The organism is Streptomyces sp. KPB2, from assembly GCF_003950055.1.
GTDB lineage: Bacteria > Actinomycetota > Actinomycetes > Streptomycetales > Streptomycetaceae > Streptomyces > Streptomyces salinarius.
Window position 1 is genome coordinate 4,736,073 of sequence record NZ_CP034353.1, and the last position, 22,111, is coordinate 4,758,183.

Genomic DNA, 22,111 nt, shown 5'->3' on the forward strand with positions numbered 1-22,111 from the left:
CCTTCCGCATGTCTGAGAACGTCGTCCGCCTCCACAAGCCCACCGACCCCCCGACCGCCGACACCGCCCCGACCGTGCTCACGGTCGTGCCCGACTCGCCCCCGGCCCGCCCGGTGCCGCTGTGGGTCCGCTCCGGCCGCGCGGTCAAGACGGCCGCCACGCACGAGGCGACCCGGGCCACCGTGCGGGCGGCAGCCCGGCACGGCCTCTACACCTTCAACGGCGGCCGCATCGTGGCCCGCCGGGCGTGGGACGGCCGTACTGGCTCCCGGTACGAGCGGATGATCCGCGCGGCGGAAGCCGCCGGGAACCTCGAAGCGGCGCAGGAGTGGGAGGAGCGGTTGCAGCGCTTCCGCGCCGCCCGCCACCACCGCCGCATGGACCTGCTCCACTCCCCGGTCGAGGCCGCCAAGGGCGTCGCGGTCGGTGCCGGGATGAGCGTCGGTGTCCTGGTCGCCCTCGGCGTCGTCATGGCCATCAACACCGGCCACGTCGGCGACGTGATCACGCCGCTGTCGGCAACGGTCGACTTCATCGCCCTGCTGATCCGGATCGTGCAAGTGGTGTGGGGTCCGGCCTTGTCGATCGGTCCGTTCCTCGCCCTGCTCGCCCTGTGGTCGGTCGGCCGCAAGCAGCACGCCGCCCCCGCCTGGGCCCTGCCCGCCAACGTCCGCAACACCGAGGGGGAGCCCATCACCCCGTCCATCGTGGTCAAGGCCCTGCGCGACCTCGGAGTCCCGGCCCTGGCCCGGGCCATCAAGGAGATGGGCGACGCCGGCGCCTCCATGCTCGGACCGATCCGCATCGCCGGATGCGGCGTCGAGGTCGACGTGACCCTCCCGTCCGGGGTGGCCACGAACGAGGTGCAGGCCAAGCGGCGCAAGCTCGCCGAGAACCTGACCCGGCACGAACACGAGGTGTTCATCACCATCCCCCAGGCCGCCCGCACGGTGCGGCTGTGGGTCGCCGACTCCGGCGCCCTGGACGAGCCGATCGGCCCGTCCCCGCTGGTCACCGACGACACGATGACCGCCGACTACACCACGGGCAAAGCGCCCTGGGGGCAGGACCTGCGCGGGGATGCCGCCGCCCTGTCCCTCTACCAGCGCCACCTGCTCATCACGGGCCTGTCGAACCAGGGCAAGACCGTGGCCCTGCGCTCCCTGGCCCTGTGGCTGTCCCTGGACAAGTCCGTGCAGTTCCTCATGGGCGACCTCAAGGGCGCGGGCGACTGGAACATGTTCGACGGCCTGGCCACCACGCTGATCCAGGGACCGACGGACGAGCACGTCATCCAGGTGACCGAGATGGTCGAGGGCGCCGTGAACGAGATGAACCGGCGCCTCCAGGCGCCGCCCGGCACGGTGTTCCCGCCGCTCATCGTGCTGGTCGACGAAGCACAGGTCGCGTTCATGTGCCCCGCCAAGGGCACCGGTAAGGACAAGCGGCCCTACGGCGGCGCCAAGGCCGACTCCCGGTACTTCATGGCCGTCCGCAAGATCCACAACCAGGGCCGCGCGGTCAACGTCCTGATGTGGCAGGGCACGCAGGACCCGACCAACGAGAACCTGCCCAAGCTCGTGCGCGAGGGCGCCCACACCCGCGCCTCCCTCGCCCTCGGCACCGAGTCCCAGGCCCGCATGGCGCTGGGGGACAAGGCCGTTGACGGGGGTGCGGCGCCAAACCTGCTGCGTCCGGGGCTGGACCGGGGGACCCTGGTCGTGGCCTCCGACGGGATCAGCATCCCGGCGGGACAGTCGTCCATCACGGTCCGCACGCACTACATCGACGACGACGCCGCCACCGCGATCACCGACCGGGCCAAGGCCCTGCGCGACGGCGTCACCACCCTGCACGCCATCGACCGCAGCGCGGAGCACGACCCGCTCGCCGACATCGCCGCCGTCATCGGCGACGCCCCGCGGGTGCGGACCAAGGACGTGCTGGCCCGGCTCGCCGCGCGCAACGCGGACGCCTACGGCGACTGGTCGTTCCTCGACCTCAAGCGCGTCCTCGACGACGCCGACGCCAGCCCGTACAAGTCCGACGGCGTCATGTGCGTGGCCCGCGACCGCGTCGCCCGCGCCCTCGCCAACCGCGACAGCGACGGTTCCGCTTCCGCCGAATGACGGCAGGGAGCCGACCCCGCTCAGGTCAGGGAGGCAGGGAGAACTCCCTGACCGCCTCCCTGACCCGCCTCCCTGGCTCTGACCTGCGCGAATGATCGTCCAGGGAGGCAGGGAGGCGCGCAGGTCACACCCCCCGAACACCCCTGTGCAGGGCACCCCGAAGGGGGTGTCTCTGCCTCCCTGGCCCTCGGCCGGAAGGGATTCCGCATGTACCCCGAACAGGCACCGCACGTGCCCGCACAGCGGGCCGTAGAGGTCCACCAGCCCACCCCGTACCCGCCCGCCGTGCCCGTCGCGGCGCCGACCGTGCCGGTGCAGCCCGGCACGGTCCCGGCGGTGGCGAGCATCGTCCTGCCCGACGGCCGCGTCGTCACCGGCTACGCCATCGAACCGACCCGTCCCGAGCCCGTCGCTGCCAAACCGGCTGTGTCCCGCACGGCCGTGAACGTCGCCCTCGGCGGCGCCGGGTTCCTCGCGGTGTGCGGCGGGCTGGTCCTGCTCACCTCGTTCATCGCCGCGCTCACCGCGTTCATCGCCCAGCTCATCACCCTTGCCGCCGTGGTCTTCGGCGGATGGATCGCCGTGCAGATCCTCGGCACGCGCGGCCACCAGGGCGGCACCACCGTGAACATCCGCAAGGCCGTGATCAAGCGCAACCACTTCCATCACTGACCAGGAGGAATTCCCGCGTGCTCGACGAAGACCAGTACTGCGACGACTGCGCCGCCTACGGATGCCCCGGTCACGAGATGTGCGACGCGTGCTCGGGCGACATCTGCACCGAGTGCGGCGGCTGCGACTGCCCCGACTCGCCCTGCCCCGGCTGCGTCGCCCACTCCACCGGCACCGACCTCTAGCTACGCCAAGGGCGGCCCCCCATTCCGCCAAGAACCGGGGCCGCCCTTGCCAGCCAGCACCCATCAAAGGAACTGGAGGCCTCCAGCATGACCCATGACCCCCGTTCCGCGCTGCTGTCCGCAGCGCTGAACGCCGCCGCACGCGGCTGGCACGTCTTCCCCCTGCGTCCCGGCACGAAGCGGCCCGCCCTGCACGGCGGGACGGCCTGCCGCGGCACCGGCCCGTGCGCGCGCGGGCATCTGAAGTGGGAGGACCGGGCGACGATTGACCCGGACCGCATCCGTGCCGCCTGGTCGCGGGCGCCGTACAACGTCGGTGTGGCGACGGGCCCGTCCGGGCTGGTCGTCATCGACCTGGACGTGCCCAAGGACAACAGCAATGGGGACGCGCCTTGCGGCGCGGCGACCTTCGCGGCGCTCTGCGAGCGCGCCGGCCACGCCGTCCCCGACACCTACCGCACCCGGACTGCGAGCGGCGGACAACACCTGTACTTCGCCGCCCCGTCCTGGACGCGGCTGGCCAACACGGCGGGCACCGTGGCTGCTTCGGTCGACACCCGCGCGTGGGGCGGCTACGTCGTCGCCGCCGGGAGCACCCTGCCCACCGGAACCTACGAGGCGCTGTGCGCCCCGGAGACGGCCGCACTGCCCGGATGGCTGCTAAGCATCCTGCAACCCGCCCCCGCCCGCCCGGCGGGCCCGTTGCGGCTTCCTGCGGTGAACGGGAGCCGGGCGGCCGTCGCCGCGCTGAACGCCGAATGCGCGAACGTGACCGCCGCGCCGGAAGGGCTGCGGAACGTCACGCTGAACCGCAGCGCGTTCAAGGTGGGGCGGTTCGTCGCGTGGGGCGACCTCCCCCGCCAGGTGGCAGAGGACGCCTTCCAAGCGGCGGGCGAGGCCGTGGGACTCACCGCTGCCGAGTGCCGCGCCACCATCCGCAGCGCCCTGGACAGCTCCCTGCGCACCGCCCGACCCCGGGAGGCGGCATGAGCACCCTGGGCCGCCCCCGCTTGGAAGGCCAACCGACCCCACCCACCGAGCCGCACGCCGCCCGACCGAACCCGGCGCCGGCGGCCGTGGGCGAGCCGAAAGGCGCCGCCCGCAAGGGCGTCGTAACTGCCCTTCCTCGTTCGAACCGGTTCCAGGCCCGGGACGTGCGCCCCGACGCCGACCCGACCCCGGACCGGCCCGGCATCCGCGTCTACGCCCCGCCCGTCTACCGGCACCACTACGACGGCGCCCGCTGGGCCACCCGCCACGCCACCACCCCGACCGCCGCCTACGCATGCCCCTGCGGAGAAACCCGCACCGCCCGCGGGCAGGACGCCGTGACAGCGCTGGTCACCGAGTACGCCGCGCACAGGCACTTCTGCACCGGCACGCCCGCCGCACCTACAGAAGGGAGGGCCGCCGCATGATGGACACCCGCACCCCGGAGCAGGGCGAGGAACTGCCGCCGCCGTCCAACCCCCTGGCCGTCGCCCGCCGACTCCTGCCCGACTGGCAGACCGAGGACGGACAGCTCGTGTGTCGGCGCTGGCGTTCGTCGTGGATGCGCTGGACCGGCACCTGCTGGCGCGAGATGGACGACGCGCAGATCCGCGCCGCCATGTACACCCGGCTTGAGCACGCCGTCTTCCAGACCCCCGGCAAGGACGGCCAGCCCGAACAACGCGACTGGGCACCGACCAAGCAGAAGATCGGCAACCTGCTCGATGCCCTGGGGGCCATCACCCTGCTGCCCACCGACACCGACGCCCCCGCCTGGATCGACGACCACGGCGACACCGGGCAGGACCACGGCCCCATCGTCGCCTGCGAGAACGGGCTGCTGCGCATCCGGGACCGGGCGCTGCTGCCGCACGGGCCCGGGTTCTTCAACCTGGTCTCCGTGCCGTTCGCCTACGACCCGGACGCCACCGCCCCCACCTGGGAACGGTTCCTCGCACAGGTCTGGCCCGAGGACCCCGAAGCCATCGCCGCGCTTCAGGAGTGGTTCGGCTACGTCCTGTCCGGCCGCACCGACCAACAGAAGATCCTGCTCATCGTCGGCCCCTCCCGGTCCGGCAAGGGCACCATCGCCCGCGTGCTCAAAGAGCTGGTCGGACGGGAGAACCTTGCCGGTCCCACCCTCGCCGGGCTCGGCACGAACTTCGGTCTGTCCACCCTGGTCGGCAAGCCCCTCGCCGTCATCTCCGACGCCCGCCTGTCCGGCAACGACAACAGTCAGGTGGTCGAGCGGCTCCTGACCATCTCGGGTGACGACACGATCGACATCGACCGCAAGTACCGCGAGCCCTGGACGGGCAAGCTGCCCTCGCGGCTGATGATCCTGTCCAACGAATTGCCGCACTTCGGTGACTCGTCCGGCGTCATCGCCAAGCGGTTCATCCTGCTCAACATGCGCACGTCGTGGCTGGGCAAGGAAGACACCACGCTCACCGACCGGCTCACCACCGAGATGCCCGGCATCTTGAATTGGGCACTGGAAGGGCTCGCCCGGCTTCAGCGCCATGGACGGATCACCGAACCGCCCTCCAGCCGCGAGGCCATCACCACCATGCAGGACACCGCCTCACCCACATCAGCGTTCGTCCGCGAGCGCTGCACCACCGGGCCCGCGTGCACGGTTCCCGTGGACGCCCTATGGACGGTCTGGCGGGAGTGGGCCGAGGACAACGGCGTCCGCCCCGGCACCAAGCAGGTCTTCGGCCGCAACCTTCTCTCCGTCATTCCGCAGCTCACGCTCACCCGTCCTCGCACGGGCGATTCCCGCATTCGCACTTACACCGGTCTAGGGCTGCGCCCCTCCGACGACGTCGGTGCCCCCGGAGGACCGTCCATCGACAATCCGCCGGGACGCGGACCATCGCGGACCGCCCCGCCTGACCTGCACCTTCACTGACCGCAAAACCAGGACCACCGCGGACCACGCCCCCGGCGGTGGTCCGCAGTGGTCCGCAAGGCCGATCCCACAAAGCAGCAGGTCAACAGAGGTGGTCCGCGATGGTCCGCGGTCCACAGCATTGCGGCGCTAGCCGCCCTGCACTGCCCGGATTCCGGAGGTTCGACGTGCGCACCGTGGTGCCCGAAACACCTGAAGCCTTCACCGTGCCGGAGGTCATGACCGCACTGCGTCTGAGTCGCAGCAAGGTCTATGACCTCATCCGCTCGCGTCAGTTGGCGAGCTTCACCGTCGGCCGCGCTCGCCGCGTGTCCCCTGACAGCGTGCGCGCCTTCATGCAGGAACGAATCGAGGAGAACGCAGCCTGATGGCCCCCCGTAAGAGGAACCCCAACGGCGCTGGCAGCATCTGGCAGCGCAAGGACGGCCGTTACGAGGCACGCGTGTACGTCCCGCAGCCGGACGGCACCCGCAAGCGCAAGACGGTCTACGGCGCTACGTGGGAGGAGTGCGACACCAAGCGTCAAGAGCTGGTGCGACGGGACCGCCAGGGCATCCCGACCCCCACCCGCTCCGCAAAGCTCTCCGAGTGGCTGCCGTACTGGCTCGCGCACTACGTCCAGCCGCGACGGAAGCTCAGCACGTACGACAAGTACGAGACCCATACCCGGCTCTACCTGGTGCCCCTACTCGGAACCAAGCGGCTGGAGTCGCTGAGCGTCGCCGACGTGCGCCGCTTCATCACGCGCATGCAGAACACCCACACGGCAGCCACCGCTAAGGAGGCACACCGCGTGCTCCGCACCGCGCTCACGGCGGCCGTGCGGGAGGAACTGATCACCCGCAACGTTGCCTCGCTGGTGGAGCCACCGCGAGTCAAACAGCGGGAGATTCGGCCCTGGTCCCTGGAAGAGACGTTGACCTTCTTGGAAGCGGCACGGAAGGACCCCCTGTACGCCGCGTTCGTCCTGGCCATCGTCATGGGTCTGCGACGCGGTGAGCTTGTGGGCCTGCGCTGGTCTGACGTGGACCTGAGCAACCGGGTACTTCACGTCCGACACCAAACCCAGCGTCGCAGAGGCGAGCTGTACGACGACGATCCCAAGAGCCGTCGCAGCCGCGTAGTGCCGATGCCCGCCCTGTGCGTCGCTCCGCTCCGTTGGCATCGGCTCCGGCAGCGCGAGGCGTTCGAGCGTACGGGTGTCACCTGGTCGGAGAGTGGCTACATCTTCGCCACGAGGAACGGGCGGCCGGTGGAGCCCCGGAACGTCTACCGATCCTTCACCAGGGTCGCGGCTGACGCCGGGCTGCGAGTGGTTCGGCTGCACGACGCCCGGCACGGCACCGCCACGCTGCTGACGGCTGCCGGCGTCGCTCCCCGCGTCATCATGGAGATCCTGGGACATAGCCAAATCAGCATCACGATGGACGTGTACACGCACGTCGTGCAGGACACGCAGCGGGAGGCGATCAGCCACATGGACCGGCTGCTGAAACGACGGCGGCCGGCCGCCTGAGAGTCGACTGCCGTCAATCGGTGCCGTCAAAAGGCCCCGGACCATGATCGGTCCGGGGCCTTTTGCCTGGTGCCCCCGGCAGGATTCGAACCTGCGACACCCGCTTTAGGAGAGCGGTGCTCTATCCCCTGAGCTACGAAGGCGGGGATCTGTCAGAAACTGTGTCTAAAACCCGGTGAATGAACGGTGGGCTTCAGGTCTGTTGCCGACAGGGTTGTGGTGGGCAGGCCAGTGCGGTCTGAGCCACCGCGGACAGTGTAACGGGTGGCGTCGCATCCGCACCGCGGTTGGGTTCGGCGGGTACCTGTACGGGGCCGATGGCCTGAGTTGTTCAGTCACGCGTACCCCAGGTACAGGACGAGGGTCGGCAAGCCGAACGCGGTGGGCGAAGGTCTTGGGTGGCGATGCGGGGCTCCGTTCGGCGGGTGGACTCCTCGACCGAATTGTTTGGTCGCCGGGGGCGGAGGCGGCTTCCTACGCCTTCGGCTATGGACCAGGACCTGGAGCGCGCCGCGCTTGTCTTCGACACCGGGCCCGAGGTGAACCTGGAGGCAGTCGCCGACGAGATCGCCGCGTGGGAGCGCGAGGGGATGTGCCTGGTGACGATCCTGGACGAGGACTACCCGTTCTATCTGCGGTTGGTCCACCAGCGTCGGCCGTTCCTGTTCGGGGACACGGCCGACCATGTCGAGCAGGCCCGGCTGCGCCGCTCTACCTGGGGCACCTGCGCCCTGCGGAACTGGAACCACGGGTGATGCGCTGCCCGGTGTAGTTGCCGACTCGGCAGAGGGCAGTCCTGCCGTGCTGGGCCGGGTCTGCATGGCGTCGCGAGTGCCCTTCGGGCGGCGGGCGTCGGTGCGCCCGGGTCTTGTGGAGTCGTAGACGAAGTCATATTGTCCTCGCGTACAGGTTCGTCTACGAAGCCATATGGAAGGTTGCGCTCATGGATCTCGCAACACTGCGGGCCGCCGTCGTCTCCGCACTCGCCGATCTCGAATCCCTCAACACCAAGCTCAACGGGCTCCTTGCGGAAATCGATGGGACCGACACGACCGTTGACCTCGGACGCCAGGGGTTGTGGACGAAAGCTCAGGTCGAGCTGCTGTGGAGGAAGGTGAATCACCTTCCTGGCGTTCGTGCGCTCTTCGAAGTGACCGCTGAACGTCCCGACGAGAAGGTCGCGTTCACCGAGGTGCTTCAGCGTTCCGGACTTCCGGAGCGTCAGCAGAGTAATGAGCACGCGGCCCTCAGCCGCATCTCCGCCCAGCTGTTCAAGGAAAAGCGCTGGCCCATCGAAAACACTCAAGGTGGTTCCGACACCGCGACGGGCAAGGCCGAGATGCTGTACTGGATGGACGCCCGAGTCGCCGCGTGGTGGCGCGAAGTCAGCAGGCAGGACACTCATCGAGCGTGATTGGGCCTTCACGCCGAGATTCCCCGCAGAGGTCAGGCGTCACGCCACAGGGGCTGCGCGCTGCCGATCCTCACGTCGGGGGGACGTGGACGAAGTGGCCTGCCACTCGGAGGTCGGACTCGATGGCGGATGCCGTTCGGGTCAGCTCGGGGAGGAGCTCCGTTTCGCAGGCCTCGGTCGTGCGGCGGGCCGCGTGCATGGCCACGTTGAGGGCCGCCACCACCCTGCCCGTGCGGTCGCGTACCGGGACCGCGATGGCGCGCAGGCCGGCTTCCAGTTCCTCGTCGACCAGGGCGTAGCCCCGGGCCCGGACCTCGGGGAGGGCCAGCAGGACGCGGCCCAGGGCCGTCGCGTGGGCCGGGAGGCGGGTGCCGACCGTGACGCGGGCGCTCAGGACGCGGGCCGTGGACGCCCGGGCCGTGTACTGGATCTCCGTGCCGGAGTCCGCGAGGACGGCGAGGGACGTCGATTCGTGGACGCGGTCGGCGAGGGCGGTCAGGTGGGGCTGGGCGATCTCGGGGAGGGAGGTGTGGGAGAGGGGTGGGAAGCCGAGGGACAGGACCCGGGGGGTGAGGGTGAAGGTGGCCTCGGGGGCCGGGGCCACCAGGCCGGCGTGGGTGAAGGTGATCAGGGCTCTGCGTGCGGTCGCGCGGGACAGGCCCGTTGCCTTGGCGACCTGGGTCAGGGTGAGCGCGGAGCGTCCCTCGCCGAAGGCGGTGAGTACCGTCAGGCCGCGGGCGAGGGACTCCACGAAGTCCCGGCCCAGTTCCTGTTTTGACGCCCCTGTCCAGGTGGCCAGGCCCGCGCGGGGTGGACCCGGGGTCGGGGGAGGGGCCTTGCGCAGGTCGTTCTCCATCGCCGCCACCGCCGCGCGCAGGCGGGGGAGAAGGGCCGTGCGCAGGTCCGGGGCCGTGTGGCGGCTGGTGTGGCTCACGACGCTCGCCACGCAGGCCACGCGGCCGGTGCCGGGGTGTCGTACGGGGACCGACAGTGCGACCAGGCCCGGTTCGATGAGTTGGTCGTCCAGCGCGTAGTCGTCGCGCGCCGCCGTGGAGGTGCGGAGGGCGAAGTCCTCGTCCGGCGTGGGGCGTTCGCGGGGTGGTACGGCAGGGAAGGTGTGGTCCGCCGGGTCCGCGGCTCGGCGTTCTCGCCAGTGGTGCCAGTCCGCGTCCGTCCATTCCGTGGCGAAGAGGGGGCCGGGGGCCGTGCGTTCCGCCGGGAGCAGGTCGCCGATGCGGAAGCTCAGGGACATGGCGCGGCGGCGGGTGGCCTGGTGGATGAAGCGGATGCCGTCCCGGTCGCCGACCGCCAACGACACCGACTCGTCCAGTTCGTCGGCCAGGGCGTCCGCGCGGGCCGAGAGCAGGGCGGGGAGACGGAGGGCGGCGAGGTAGGCGTTGCCCAGTTCCATCAGGCGGGGGGCCAGGGTCACGTCGCGGCCGTCCAGGCGGACGTATCCCATGCGGGCGAGGGTCGCCGTGAGGCGGTCGACCGTGGAGCGGGCCAGGCCGGTGGTCTTCTCCAGGGCGCTGAGGCTGAGGGTGCCGCCGTCCGCCTCGGTCAGCCGGCGGAGTACGGCGATGCCGCGCAGGAGAGGCGTGACCGCCTCGGTCGGGGCGACCGCCTCGGTCGGCGTGACGTCAGGGGTGTGGGCGGGCATCGGCTCTCCGGTACGGCGATCACGGCAGGGCGCCGCAGGGTGTCGCAGGGTGTCGCAGGGCGCCTACGGTAGCCCGACCCGACCGCTGCATCCGATCGACCGTCCTCGCCCCCTGCATCCGATCGACCGTCCCTGCCCACTGCCTCCCGCCTCCGCCTCCGCTTGACCGTCCCCGCCGACCACCTCGGCTCGACCGTCCCCCCCGTCACGCCCGGGTGGCCCGGACACGGCCGTCACGCCCGGGCGATCCGTACCCGGCCGTCACTTCCGGGTGACCCGGACCCGTACGTCTCCCGTCCCGTCCTTGTCCGTCACCTTGATCGTGACGCCCTTGCGCGGGTCCTTGAAGGTCTCGCCCTGCGTGAAGGTGGCGTCCGAGAGTTCGGCGTGGACGTTGGGGCTGCGGGTGCAGCCGCCGCTGTCGCGCTGGGAGTCGTAGACCCGTACCGGGCCCATGCCGGTGTCCACGTCCGCGTCGACCTTGTAGATCAGTACGCCGGGCCGGCACACCGTCTCGTCGTTGCCCTCGCGGGTGCGCAGTTCGACCGCGTAGCCGGACGTGCCGCTCAGCGGCAGGACCACCAGTTTGTCGCCGCCCTTGCGGGCCAGCGGGGTCAGTGTGTACTCGGTCGTCCCGGGCGCGGACGCGCAGTGCACCTGGGTGCGGTCGAGCCAGCCCAGCTTCCACTTGTGCCAGCCGAGGAGGTCGTTGTTGGCCCCCCAGTCCTCGCTCATGATGTCCCAGTGGCCGACGGCGCCGCCGCCCTCCTGGGTGTAGAGGTCCGGGAGGCCGAAGACGTGGCCGTTCTCGTGGGGGAGGACCCGGTAGCCGGTCTCGTCGTAGGAGCCGGAGCCGTCGTCCTGGCGGGAGTACACGAAGGAGGCGTTGGCCACCGGGACGCCGTCGGCGACCGGGGCCTCCTGGTTCCCGGCGAAGGTCACGGACAGGACCGTGTCCAGGGCGGAGGGGCCCGCGTTCGGGGTGACCAGGACGTTCACGAGGTCGTAGGCGCGGAAGTCGACCTTGGAGTCGGCCGCCGCGACCAGGTCCTGGACCAGTTTGCGGTAGCCGGGCTCGAAGGGGGCGCCGCGCTCTATGCCGTACTCGGCGAAGGACTTGGGCATCCGGAGCCAGTCCCGGATCGGGGTTTCGGGACGGTAGTCGAGGCGGCCGTAGCTGCTGGTGCGGAACCATTCCTCGGTCTGCGGGAAGAACTCCGCGTACCGGTCGAGCGCCTTGCCCTCGCCGGGCGCGTCGGAGAAGTCGATCATCAGGGTGAGCGCGCGGACGGTGCCGGTCGAGCGGGCGTAGCCGGTGGAGGTCGGGACGCCCTCGGACATCTGGGTCTCGGGGCCGCCGCTGATCATGCAGGGGCCGTGCGCGGAGGAGCGGGAGAGGGCGGCGGGGCCGGGGCCCGAGGTCGAGGTGCCGGGCGCGAGCCGACCGGTGCCGGCCGAGGTGCTGAGGGCGAGGGTCAGGACGGCGACGGTCCCGCCCGCGGCCAGTCGGCGCGGGCGTATGCGGCGGCTCGGCGGCTGCGCCTGCCCGTGCGGCTGCATGCGGACCTCCCCGTGCCACGGCAGCCGCCCGACACCGGCTGCGCCCTTGGGCTCACCCTGGGCCGCCGGGTGGGCGGGCGCGCGCTGGAGAGGCCGATCGTGGGTTTCTCACCGGTAGCCGCCGACCGGGGGAGGAGCGGCACAGGTGTGACTCAGGTCACCGGAAAGTTCTTCGGGGGCGGGAAATAACCGGGGATCGTTTCCCCGTTTAGACCTGTGTCCGAGCGAAACGGGGACTTGCTCCCCGGATCGTGAACCACAGACCAAGGAGTGCGCCGTGCAGACCGCCATCCCCGACCAGCGCAAGGTGACCAGGCCCCGCGCCGACGCTCTGCGCAATCGGGAGCGGATCGTCCTCGCCGCCCGGGAGATGTTCGTCGAGCACGGCCCGGACGTGCCGTTCGACGACGTCGCCCGCCGGGCCGGCGTCGGCAACGCCACGGTGTACCGCAACTTCCCCGACCGCGACGCCCTCGTCCGCGAGGTCGTCTGCTCGGTCATGGACCGTACGGCACGGGCGGCCGAGCTGGCGCTCGACGAGACCGGGGACGCGTTCGAGGCGCTGGAGCGCTTCGTGCACGCCTCCGCCGACGAGCGCATCAGCGCCCTGTGTCCCATGGTGGCCAGCACGTTCGACGAGCACCACCCCGACCTGGAGGCGGCACGCGAACGGGTCGAACGGCTCGTCGCCGAGGTCATGGACCGGGCGAAGGCGGCCGGTCAGCTCCGCGACGACGTGGGCGTGGGCGATGTGATGATCGCCGCCGCCCAGCTCAGCCGGCCCCCGGCCGGTACGGGGTGCGTGAGCGTCGACCGGTTCGTCCATCGCCATCTGCAGCTGTTCCTGGACGGGCTGCGGGCTCCCGCCCGCTCCGCCCTGCCGGGTACGGCCGTCACCGTGGAGGACCTCCGCCGGCCCTGCGACCAGTAGTCCAGCCAGTTCGACACCGACAGCGAAGCCGACACCGGCACCTACACCGGCACCTACACCGACAGCGAAGCCGACACCGGCACCTTCACATACCTCCACACCGACAGCGACACCTACACCGACACCGATATCGACACCGGCGCCGAGCCGTCAGCCGTCCCGCTGACGGCGGGTGATCGGCGCGGGTCCAGTCGTCCCTTTTCTCGTCTTTTTCCGTCACGAAGTCCGAAGTGGGTATCTCCATGTCTCAAACAGCCGTCAAGGCTTCCGGCGTCGCCGACGCCCCGGATGCCGGTCGCTGGAAAGCGCTGGTCTTCATCGCGCTCGCCCAGCTGATGGTGGTCCTGGACGCCACCATCGTGAACATCGCCCTGCCCTCCGCGCAGCAGGACCTCGGCATCTCCGACGGCAACCGGCAGTGGGTCGTCACGGCCTACGCCCTCGCCTTCGGCGGTCTGCTGCTGTTCGGCGGCCGGATAGCCGACCTGTGGGGCCGCAAGCGCACCTTCGTCCTCGGGCTGGGCGGCTTCGCCGTCGCCTCCGCGCTGGGCGGTGCGGCCACCAACGAGGCGATGATGTTCGGCTCCCGCGCCCTCCAGGGTGTCTTCGGCGCCCTGCTCGCGCCCGCCGCGCTCTCGCTGCTCGCCGTGATGTTCACGGACGCCAAGGAGCGCGCCAAGGCCTTCGGCATCTACGGTGCGATCGCCGGTGGCGGTGGCGCCGTGGGTCTGATCCTCGGCGGATTCCTCACCGAGTACCTGAACTGGCGCTGGACGTTCTTCGTCAACATCCCGTTCGCCATCGTCGCCGCGGCCGGCGCGTACCTGGTCATCCGTGAGCCCGAGGGCGGCCGCAACCGCTCGCCGCTCGACATCCCCGGCGTGATCCTGTCCACCCTCGGTCTGGTCGCGCTCGTCTACGGCTTCACCCGCGCCGAGTCCAACGGCTGGAGCGACGCCGTGACGGTCGGCATGTTCGTCGCCTCGGCGGTGCTGCTGCTGGCCTTCGTGGTCGTCGAGTCCAAGGTCAAGGCTCCGCTGCTGCCGCTGCGCGTGATCACCGAGCGCAACCGGGGCGGGGTCTACCTCTCGCTGGGTCTGGCCATCATCGCGATGTTCGGCCTGTTCCTCTTCCTGACCTACTACCTGCAGATCGTGAAGGGCTACACGCCGGTGAAGACCGGCTTCGCCTTCCTGCCGATGATCGCGGGCATGATCACGGGCTCGACCCAGATCGGCACCCGGCTGATGACCCGGGTCGCGCCCCGGCTGCTGATGGGTCCCGGCTTCCTGGTCGCCGCGGTCGGCATGCTGTTCCTCACCCAGATGGAGGTCGACACCTCCTACGCCGGTGTGCTGCTGCCCGGCATGCTCCTGCTCGGCCTCGGCATGGGTACGGCGTTCATGCCCGCCATGTCCCTGGCCACCACCGGCGTGGAGCCGCGGGACGCGGGTGTCGCCTCCGCGATGGTCAACACCTCGCAGCAGGTGGGCGGCGCGATCGGTACGGCGCTGCTGAACACGATCGCCGCCTCCGCGACGACGTCGTACATCGCCGACCACATCGGCGGCGCGTCCTCCCGCTCCCAGCAGCAGCTGGTCCAGCTGCAGGGCCAGGTGCAGGGCTACACCAGCGCGATCTGGTTCGCCGTCGGCATCCTGGTCGTGGCGGCCGCCATCGCCCTGACCTTCGTCAACGCCGGGCGCCCGGGCAGCGGCAACGCCGTCGCCGGGTCCGGTGCGGGCGACGAGGCCGAGGACGAGCTGCGGGTGCCGGTCGTCGCCCACTGACGGCGTCCGAATCGGCAGCCGTACCCGCTCGGGCTCCTGTTCCACCCGTGCGTACGGGGAGGGGACGCCCCGTACGCACGGTTCCCCCGGACCTGCCCCGGCCGCGCGCTCAGCGCAGCCAGGGCAGGTCCGCACCCGCTTCGCTCGGCTGAAGTCCCTCGGCGACGATCCGCATGATCTCGCCGAGGGACTTCTGCTGTTCGGGGGTGAGCCGGTCGAAGACCGCCTGGCGCACGGCGTTCACGTGGCCCGGTGCGGTCCGGCGCAGCACCTCGTACCCCTCGTCCGTGAGGATGGCGAACTGGCCCCGCTTGTCGGAGGGGCAGTCCTCGCGGCGGACCCAGCCGTTCTTCTCCAGGCGGGCGATCGCGTGCGAGAGCCGGGAACGGGTGATCTTGGCGTACTTGGCCAGCTCCGTCATCCGCAGCCGCCGGCGCGGTGACTCGGCCAGCTTGACCAGCAGGCCGTAGTAGACGTGCGGCATGCCGGCGTCGCGCTGGAGCTGGCGGTCGAGGTGGTCCTCGAGGAGGGTGGCGGCCTCGATGTAGGAGCGCCAGACGAGCTGCTCCTCGGCGGTGAGCCATCGGGGTTCGTCGTTCATGCGCCCACTGTACGAGACGGTTCCTTGAATGTTAAACAAACTGGGGGTAGATTGAGCCTCAGTAGAGATTGAGAGTTCAAGTATTGGAGTAGCCGCCGTGCCCGCCGCCCCGCAGGAACGCATGCCCGCCCTCTACCTCAGTCACGGCGCCCCGCCGCTGGCCGACGACCCCGTCTGGCCCGGTGAGCTCGCCGCCTGGTCCGCCGCCCTGCCCCGCCCCAGGGCGATCCTCGTCGTCTCCGCCCACTGGGAGGAGGCCCCGCTCGCCCTCGGCGCCACCCGGACCGTCCCCCTGGTCTACGACTTCTGGGGCTTCCCGGAGCACTACTACCAGGTGCGCTACGAGGCCCCCGGTGCCCCCGCGCTCGCCGAGTCCGTGCGCAGGCTGCTGCGCGCTCCCGGTACGCCCGTGCAGGACGTCCCCGACCGCGGCCTCGACCACGGCGCCTACGTGCCCCTGGTCGAGATGTACCCCGGCGCCGACATCCCGGTCCTCCAGGTCTCCATGCCGACCCTCGACCCGGCGCGGCTCATGGAGATCGGCCGCCGGCTCGCGCCGCTGCGCGACGAGGGCGTGCTGATCATCGGCTCCGGCTTCTTCACCCACAACCTGGCCGCGCTCCGCCAGGGCGGCATCCCGTCCTGGTCCGCGGAGTTCGACGACTGGGGCCGGCGCGCGCTGGAGGGCGGGGACGTGGACGGGCTGCTCGACTTCGCCCACAAGTCCCCGGCGGGGCGGCTCGCCCACCCGCGCACCGAGCACTTCGCGCCCCTGTTCGTGACCATGGGCGCGGCGGACGCGGCCGGTGAGCTGGACACGCGGCAGTCGGTGATCGACGGGTTCTGGATGGGGCTGGCGAAGCGGTCGGTGCAGTTCGGCTGACGGCCACCGGCCGACGGCCGACGGCTGACGGCCGCAGGCCGACGAGGTGCGAGAGGCGCCCCCGGGTGCCGCCGCCGGGGCTACAGCGGCTTCTCGTACCAGGCCACGTCCCAGTACCGGCCGAACTTGCGGCCCACCTCCCGGTACGTGCCGACGTGCCGGAAGCCGAAGCGGGTGTGCAGCCGGGCGGACGCCTCGTTGGGCTGGGCGATGCCCGCGTAGGCCCGGTGCAGGTCCTCGCCGGCCAGGGCGTCGAAGAGGGCGGCGTAGAGGAGCGAGCCGATGCCCCGCCCGCCCGCCCCCGGGGCGACGTAGACGGTGGTCTCCACCGAGGTCGTGTAGGCGGGTTTCGCGCGGTAGGGGCTGGAGGTGGCGTACCCCAGAATCTCCTGTGAGTCCGCGTCTGCGGCAACCCTCAGACGGTGGGGGCCGTCTTCAGGGTGGGAGAGCAGCCAAGGGCGGCGCTCTTCCGGGGTGAACGGCTCGGTGTCGAACGTGATGGGCGTCTCACGTACGTAGTGGTTGTAGAGGTCGGTGAGGGCCTTGAGATCCTCCTCGACTCCCGGCCTGACCTGGACCTCAGCGGTTCCCGACGGCATCGCCCCTCCTCGTGTGGCGGGACAGGGTACTGCATGATCAGAAAAATCGAGGGGCGGGTTGGGAATTCTGTCCGGATTCCAGTCGTTGTTTCCATCGGATGCAGGGCACCCGAGGAGAGTCCCGAGAGGGGCTGGAGACACGGAGACAACCCCGCAAGGCGCCCGAGCGTCCACCGGACCACCCGCTGAACCACCATCGCAAGGGAGCACGCATGGCAACCCGTGCCGTCGCCCGTCGTAAGTCCGCCACCGGCGAGACCTCCGGCTCGGCAACCAGCGTCCGCGCGAACGGCGGCGAGCTCGCCGACCGCGATCTGGTCGGCATGTACCTCGACGAGATCGCCCGGACACCGCTGCTCGACGCCGCCAAGGAGGTCGAGCTGTCCCAGACCATCGAGGCGGGTGTGTTCGCGCGGCAGGTCCTCGAAGGGTACGAGGAGACCGGGGCGGACGCCACCCGTGAGGAACTCCAGGCCCTGATCGACGAGGGCGAGCGGGCGAAGGACGTCTTCATCCGCTCCAACCTCCGCCTGGTCGTCGCGGTGGCCCGCCGCTACCCGCGCAGCGGTCTGCCGCTCCTCGACCTGATCCAGGAGGGCAACGCCGGCCTGGTCCGCGCCGTCGAGAAGTTCGACTACCGCAAGGGCTTCAAGTTCTCGACGTACGCGACCTGGTGGATCCGTCAGGCCATCACCCGGTCCATCGCCGACCAGTCGCGCACCATCCGGCTGCCCGTCCACCTGGTGGAGGAGCTGGGCCGGATCCGGCGTGTGCAGCGCGAGTTCAACCGCGAGCACGGCCGCGAGCCGGAGCCCGCCGAGATCGCGGCCGAGCTGGGCTCCACGCCGGAGCGCGTCACCGACGTGCTCGACTGGGCCCGCGACCCGGTCTCGCTGAACATGTCGGTGGACGACGAGGGCGAGACCCAGTTCGGCGACCTGTTGGAGGACACCTCCGCCGTGTCGCCCGAGCAGTCGGTGCTGACCCTGCTGCGCAGCGAGGAGCTGGACGACCTCATCGGCCGGCTCGACCCGCGCACGGCCTCCATCATCAAGATGCGGTACGGCATCGACGACGGCCGCGAGCGCACGCTGACCGAGGTCGGCAAGGAGCACGGCCTCACGCGTGAGCGCATCCGCCAGATCGAGAAGCACGCGCTGCTGGAGCTGAAGAAGCTGGCCCGCGACACCGGCTTCGAGGCGGCCGCGTAACGCCGCCGGAGACGACGGCCGGGCCGTGCGGCCCGGCTGCCGTGTGACACGGTGGCGTGACGCGGGGGCGTGACGTGGCGGGTGGGGCGTACGCCGGGTGCTGAACCCGGCGCAAACATGGCCGTACAACGCTGCTTCAACCCGCCGGGGCCGGGAAAGAGACGTTCAAGCCCGGCGGACCGGCCCATTCGTCGGGCGCTTCACCCGGCCCGTCCGGTCCGTCCAACCCCAACGTTCGGCCCGTTCGTCCCGCCTCCGGCGACGGCTCGCGCCGCGCCCCCGGCGCGGTACCACTGGACCACGTCCCGACGCACTCCCCCCGGCGCCGGGACTTCCCGAGCCGGGCTCGGCGCCTCTCCCCCCGGGGCGCCGCAGCCCGGCTCCTTCCGCAGGGGGAGACGATCGAGAGACGCGAGAGAGGCGGGGCACCCCGAACCTGAACCCCGGGGTGGCCCGCCGAATGGCAGATTCTGCCACAGCGGCATAGCCTGCCGAAGTGAGCACCACCGTTCCTTCGTCACGTCCCGACCCGGCACCGGGGCCGTCCAGCTCCACCGGGCCGTTCTCCGCCGGGCAGGTCTCCGCCGGGCAGGTCCCCGCCGGGCAGGTCTCCCTGACCGAGCGGCGCAAGGCCGAGACCCGGATGGAGATCGCCCGGGCGGCGGCCCGCCTCTTCGCGGACCAGGGCCTGCGGGCCACCCGGGCCGAGGACATCGCCAAGGCCGCGGGAGTCGCCCCGCGCACCTTCTACCGCTACTTCGCGGCCAAGGAGGAGGCCATCGCCCCCCTCTACGCCCTCGGCGCCGAGCGCTGGGTACGGGCGGTGCGCGACGCCCCGGCCGAACTGTCCCCGCCCGAGGCACTCGAACACGCCGTGCGGCACACGCTGACCCCGGGCGCGGGCGTCTCGGCGCCCTCCTGGGAGTGGGCCCGCGCCCTCATCCGCCTGGCCGGGAGCAGTCCGGCGCTGCGCAAGGTGTGGGCGGAGGTCTGCCACGCCACGGAGCGGGGACTGGTGGAGGCGCTGGCCGCGCGGATGTCCGGCGGTGACGACAACGTTGCCGCACGACGGGCCGCCGCTCCCCGGCTGCACTTCGCCGCCGCCGTGGCGGGCGCCGCCGTGCGGGTGGCGACGGAGCAGTGGGCGTCGTCGTCCTCCCGCGACGCGCGCGGCCCCCTGGAGCAGGCGCTGCTGAACCTGGAGGTGCTGCGGGACTTCGCCTGGGAGGACGGGCCCGCGGAACGCACGTAACGCAGGTGGTGCGAGGGCGGGCACGGCAGCCACCTCTCAGTCGGGCCCCGCCGCCCGTGCCAGCCGCGCCCCCAGCTCCCGTACGCAGTCCACCAGTTCCGCCGGTTCCCGGACCCGGAACTCCAGGCCGGTGGTCGCCAGCCGGGCCGCGGTCCACTCCACCGGGCCGGACACGGTCGCCCGCACCACGCACGAGGCGCACCCCTCCACCGGCTCGGGCGCACCCATCCACGGGGGCAACAGCGGCGCGACGGCCTCGGCCGGGGCGTGGAAGACGACCGCGATCTCGTAGGAGTCGGTGCGCCGCTGCATCGAACGCCGCAGGTATTCGGCCGCGTCGCCGGTGGGCAGCTCCCGGGGCGCGAACCGCGACCCCGTGGCGAAAGGATCGCTCACCCGGTCGACCCGGAAGGTCCGCCAGTCGCCCCGGTCGAGGTCGTAGGCGACCAGGTACCAGCGCCGCCCCGTCGACACCAGCCGGTACGGCTCCGTCAGGCGTCGCGTCCCGGTGCCGTCGGCCGCGCGGTAGGCGAACCGCAGCCGCTCGTGCCCGGCCACCGTCGAGGCCATCACGGTCAGCGTCTCGGGCGCGATGCTCGGCCCGTCCCCGCTGGTCAGCGGCGTGGTCGCGGACTGGAGCGTGGTGACCCGGTGCCGCAGCCGGGACGGCAGCACCTGCTCCAGCTTGGCCAGGGCCCGCACCGACGCCTCGTCCAGGCCCGCGACCGCGTGCCCGGCGCCCGCCCGCAGCCCGACCGCGATGGCCACCGCCTCCTCGTCGTCGAGGACGAGCGGCGGCATCGCCTTGCCCGCCACCAGCCGGTAGCCGCCGTCGGCGCCCATCGTCGCCTGCACCGGATAGCCCAGCTCCCGCAGGCGGTCGATGTCCCGCCGGACGGTGCGCCGGGAGACCCCGAGCCGGTCGGCCAGCTCGCCGCCGGGCCATTCGCGGGGCGTCTGGAGGAGGGAGAGGAGGGTCAGCAGCCGGGCCGGAGTGTCCGTCGTCATGCGTTCGAGGATGCCGTAGATCTAGGACACGATCCGTCCTACTGGCCGCGTACGTTCCTCCCCATGACCACCACGCACACCCCGGAGCCGACGCCGGCCCCGTCCGCCGCAACCGACGAGCCCCGCTCGCCCGCCGAATCCGCCCGGCCCGCCAAGCCCGCCGTACCCACGGAACCCGTCGAGTCCGCCGAGCCCGGCGCGGGCGACCGGCGCCGCTGGTTCGCGCTCGCGATCGTGATGACCGCGGCGTTCATGGACCTGGTGGACGTCACCATCGTCAACATCGCCATCCCCTCGATCCAGAAGGACGAGGGCGCCACCTTCAGCCAGGTCCAGTGGATCACCGCCGGGTACGCCCTCGCCTTCGCGGCCGGACTGATCACCGGCGGCCGGCTCGGCGACATCCACGGCCGCAAGCGGGTCTTCCTCGTCGGCATCGGCGGCTTCACCCTCGCCTCGGCGCTGTGCGGCCTCGCCGCGAACCCGGAGATGCTGGTCGCCTCCCGCATTCTCCAGGGCGGCATGGCGGCCCTGATGGTGCCGCAGGTGCTGTCGATCGTGCACGCCACCTTCCCGGCGCACGAACGCGGCAAGGTTTTCGGGCTGTTCGGCGCGATCGTCGGACTCGGTGCCGTCTCCGGGCCGCTGCTGGGCGCGCTGCTCACCGAGTGGAACCTCTTCGGTCTCGAGTGGCGGCCCATCTTCCTCATCAACCTGCCGGTCGGCATCGCGGGCCTGGTCCTCGGCAGCCGCTTCATCACGGAGTCGAAGGCGCCGCGCGCCCTGCGGCTGGACCTGGTCGGGGTCGCGCTGGTCACCCTCGGACTGCTGATGCTGATCTACCCGCTCACCCGGGGCGAGGAGCTGGGCTGGCCGCTGTGGGGACACCTCTCGATGGCCGGGTCGGTCGTGGTCCTCGCGGTCCTGGTCGCCTACGAGCGGCGCAAGAGCGCGCGGGACGGCTCGCCGCTGGTGGAGCTGTCGCTGTTCAGGGTGAAGAGTTTCGCGGCCGGGATCGCCGTGCAGACCGTCTTCGGGGTCGCCCTCGGCATCTTCTTCCTGGTGTGGACGCTGTACCTGCAGTACGGGCTCGGCTGGAGCCCGCTGCGGGCCGGCCTGACCGGCGTGCCGTTCTCGATCGCCGTGTCCACCGCCGCCGGGATCTCGGTGCAGAAGCTGGTCCCGCGCTTCGGGCGCAAGGTGCTTCAGGCGGGAGCGCTGGTGATGGCGGCCGGAGTGCTCCTCTACATCTGGGAGTCCGGGCACTACGGCCTCGCGATCACGTCCTGGCAGATGGCGCCGCCGCTGGTCGTGATGGGCGTCGGCATGGGCCTGATCGTCGCGCCGCTGACCGACGCGGTGCTCTCCCAGGTGCCGCGCGAGCACGCCGGGGCGGCGTCGGGGCTCATCAACACCGTGCAGCAGATGGGCAACGCGCTGGGGCTCGGGCTGGTGTCGGTGGTCTTCTTCGGCACGATGAGCGACCACCTCACCCCCGCCCGCCTCGGCCCGGCCTACGTGGACGCCTTCCAGAACGCGCTGGGCTGGGTGGCGGCGGTGCTGACCGGGATCTTCCTGCTGATGTTCGCCCTGCCCGGACGGCCGGCCCAGCACGTGGAAGGGGGCCGGGCGGAGGACCGGACGGAGGAGAAGGAGCCCGCACTGGTCTGAGACAGACGCCGGCGAGAGGCTGGTCGGGCACCTCGGTGCCGGACCAGCCTCTCGTCATGCCCGATGTCCGATGCCCGTTCATGTCTGCTTGCGCCTGACTGTTTCCGTTTGCTGTTTACATTCC

The 22,111-nt window shown here is 71.4% G+C and carries 21 protein-coding genes and 1 tRNA gene; 16 read left to right on the forward strand and 6 right to left on the reverse strand.

The window, feature by feature from the left end:
- The first annotated feature begins 8 nt into the window (after positions 1 to 8).
- The 8 genes from D1J63_RS21345 to D1J63_RS21375 all read left to right on the forward strand — a co-directional run bounded on the left by D1J63_RS21345 (position 9) and on the right by D1J63_RS21375 (position 7,407).
- Positions 9 to 2,129, forward strand: a complete 2,121-nt coding sequence (locus D1J63_RS21345) for an ATP-binding protein (protein ID WP_125630861.1) — start codon at positions 9 to 11, stop codon at positions 2,127 to 2,129.
- A gap of 207 nt (positions 2,130 to 2,336) precedes the next feature.
- On the forward strand, positions 2,337 to 2,801 hold the full coding sequence (locus D1J63_RS21350; RefSeq protein WP_125630864.1) for a hypothetical protein: 465 nt from the start codon (positions 2,337 to 2,339) through the stop codon (positions 2,799 to 2,801).
- A gap of 17 nt (positions 2,802 to 2,818) precedes the next feature.
- The gene (locus D1J63_RS36775) at positions 2,819 to 2,986 is read left to right on the forward strand and encodes a hypothetical protein (RefSeq protein WP_164712912.1); all 168 of its coding nucleotides are present in this window, start codon (positions 2,819 to 2,821) and stop codon (positions 2,984 to 2,986) included.
- Positions 2,987 to 3,073: 87 nt separating this feature from the next.
- On the forward strand, positions 3,074 to 3,976 hold the full coding sequence (locus D1J63_RS21355) for a bifunctional DNA primase/polymerase (RefSeq protein WP_125630866.1): 903 nt from the start codon (positions 3,074 to 3,076) through the stop codon (positions 3,974 to 3,976).
- Positions 3,973 to 4,404: a hypothetical protein gene (locus tag D1J63_RS21360; RefSeq protein ID WP_241235588.1), complete on the forward strand. Its 432-nt coding sequence runs from the start codon at positions 3,973 to 3,975 to the stop codon at positions 4,402 to 4,404. The genes D1J63_RS21355 and D1J63_RS21360 overlap by 4 nt, the downstream gene beginning before the upstream one ends.
- The gene (locus tag D1J63_RS21365; RefSeq protein WP_125630868.1) at positions 4,401 to 5,891 is read left to right on the forward strand and encodes a phage/plasmid primase, P4 family; all 1,491 of its coding nucleotides are present in this window, start codon (positions 4,401 to 4,403) and stop codon (positions 5,889 to 5,891) included. Before D1J63_RS21360 ends, D1J63_RS21365 begins: the two co-directional genes overlap by 4 nt.
- A gap of 167 nt (positions 5,892 to 6,058) precedes the next feature.
- The gene (locus tag D1J63_RS21370) at positions 6,059 to 6,259 is read left to right on the forward strand and encodes a helix-turn-helix domain-containing protein (RefSeq protein ID WP_125630870.1); all 201 of its coding nucleotides are present in this window, start codon (positions 6,059 to 6,061) and stop codon (positions 6,257 to 6,259) included.
- Positions 6,256 to 7,407, forward strand: coding sequence for a site-specific integrase (locus tag D1J63_RS21375; RefSeq protein WP_125630872.1), 1,152 nt, complete (start codon positions 6,256 to 6,258; stop codon positions 7,405 to 7,407). The genes D1J63_RS21370 and D1J63_RS21375 overlap by 4 nt, the downstream gene beginning before the upstream one ends.
- A gap of 67 nt (positions 7,408 to 7,474) precedes the next feature.
- Here the strand turns inward: D1J63_RS21375 and D1J63_RS21380 are convergent.
- Positions 7,475 to 7,550: transfer RNA gene (locus D1J63_RS21380), tRNA-Arg, on the reverse strand.
- A 345-nt stretch (positions 7,551 to 7,895) separates the two neighbouring features.
- On the opposite strand from D1J63_RS21380, the gene D1J63_RS21385 reads away from it, so the two are divergent.
- The gene (locus D1J63_RS21385; protein ID WP_206436779.1) at positions 7,896 to 8,162 is read left to right on the forward strand and encodes a hypothetical protein; all 267 of its coding nucleotides are present in this window, start codon (positions 7,896 to 7,898) and stop codon (positions 8,160 to 8,162) included.
- 188 nt (positions 8,163 to 8,350) lie between these two features.
- On the forward strand, positions 8,351 to 8,821 hold the full coding sequence (locus D1J63_RS21390; RefSeq protein ID WP_125630874.1) for a hypothetical protein: 471 nt from the start codon (positions 8,351 to 8,353) through the stop codon (positions 8,819 to 8,821).
- 70 nt (positions 8,822 to 8,891) lie between these two features.
- On the opposite strand, the gene D1J63_RS21395 is transcribed toward D1J63_RS21390, so the two are convergent.
- Both D1J63_RS21395 and D1J63_RS21400 read right to left on the reverse strand, forming a co-directional pair.
- The gene (locus D1J63_RS21395; RefSeq protein WP_125630876.1) at positions 8,892 to 10,481 is read right to left on the reverse strand and encodes an IclR family transcriptional regulator C-terminal domain-containing protein; all 1,590 of its coding nucleotides are present in this window, start codon (positions 10,479 to 10,481) and stop codon (positions 8,892 to 8,894) included.
- 261 nt (positions 10,482 to 10,742) lie between these two features.
- Positions 10,743 to 12,041 carry a M6 family metalloprotease domain-containing protein gene (locus tag D1J63_RS21400; protein WP_125630878.1) on the reverse strand — a complete coding sequence of 433 codons (1,299 nt, stop codon included), beginning with the start codon at positions 12,039 to 12,041 and terminating at the stop codon, positions 10,743 to 10,745.
- A 277-nt stretch (positions 12,042 to 12,318) separates the two neighbouring features.
- On the opposite strand from D1J63_RS21400, the gene D1J63_RS21405 reads away from it, so the two are divergent.
- Complete coding sequence (locus D1J63_RS21405) at positions 12,319 to 12,972, forward strand: TetR/AcrR family transcriptional regulator (RefSeq protein ID WP_125630880.1); 654 nt, start codon at positions 12,319 to 12,321, stop codon at positions 12,970 to 12,972.
- A 242-nt stretch (positions 12,973 to 13,214) separates the two neighbouring features.
- Complete coding sequence (locus tag D1J63_RS21410; protein ID WP_102929045.1) at positions 13,215 to 14,762, forward strand: MFS transporter; 1,548 nt, start codon at positions 13,215 to 13,217, stop codon at positions 14,760 to 14,762.
- A gap of 109 nt (positions 14,763 to 14,871) precedes the next feature.
- On the opposite strand, the gene D1J63_RS21415 is transcribed toward D1J63_RS21410, so the two are convergent.
- Positions 14,872 to 15,363 carry a MarR family transcriptional regulator gene (locus tag D1J63_RS21415; RefSeq protein WP_102929031.1) on the reverse strand — a complete coding sequence of 164 codons (492 nt, stop codon included), beginning with the start codon at positions 15,361 to 15,363 and terminating at the stop codon, positions 14,872 to 14,874.
- 121 nt (positions 15,364 to 15,484) lie between these two features.
- Here D1J63_RS21415 and D1J63_RS21420 point away from each other — a divergent pair, with 121 nt between their 5' ends.
- Complete coding sequence (locus D1J63_RS21420) at positions 15,485 to 16,246, forward strand: class III extradiol ring-cleavage dioxygenase (RefSeq protein WP_102929030.1); 762 nt, start codon at positions 15,485 to 15,487, stop codon at positions 16,244 to 16,246.
- 80 nt (positions 16,247 to 16,326) lie between these two features.
- Here the strand turns inward: D1J63_RS21420 and D1J63_RS21425 are convergent, their stop codons facing one another.
- Complete coding sequence (locus tag D1J63_RS21425) at positions 16,327 to 16,845, reverse strand: GNAT family N-acetyltransferase (protein WP_125630882.1); 519 nt, start codon at positions 16,843 to 16,845, stop codon at positions 16,327 to 16,329.
- Between the two features lie 212 nt (positions 16,846 to 17,057).
- On the opposite strand from D1J63_RS21425, the gene D1J63_RS21430 reads away from it, so the two are divergent.
- The gene (locus D1J63_RS21430) at positions 17,058 to 18,056 is read left to right on the forward strand and encodes a sigma-70 family RNA polymerase sigma factor (protein ID WP_030190975.1); all 999 of its coding nucleotides are present in this window, start codon (positions 17,058 to 17,060) and stop codon (positions 18,054 to 18,056) included.
- A gap of 496 nt (positions 18,057 to 18,552) precedes the next feature.
- Entirely contained in the window at positions 18,553 to 19,308 is a 756-nt protein-coding gene (locus D1J63_RS21435; protein WP_125630884.1) for a TetR family transcriptional regulator, read from the forward strand.
- A gap of 36 nt (positions 19,309 to 19,344) precedes the next feature.
- Here D1J63_RS21435 and D1J63_RS21440 read toward each other — a convergent pair whose 3' ends face one another.
- Complete coding sequence (locus tag D1J63_RS21440) at positions 19,345 to 20,316, reverse strand: YafY family protein (protein WP_125630886.1); 972 nt, start codon at positions 20,314 to 20,316, stop codon at positions 19,345 to 19,347.
- Positions 20,317 to 20,379: 63 nt separating this feature from the next.
- On the opposite strand from D1J63_RS21440, the gene D1J63_RS21445 reads away from it, so the two are divergent.
- Complete coding sequence (locus D1J63_RS21445; RefSeq protein WP_125630888.1) at positions 20,380 to 21,987, forward strand: MFS transporter; 1,608 nt, start codon at positions 20,380 to 20,382, stop codon at positions 21,985 to 21,987.
- Positions 21,988 to 22,111 lie beyond the last annotated feature (124 nt).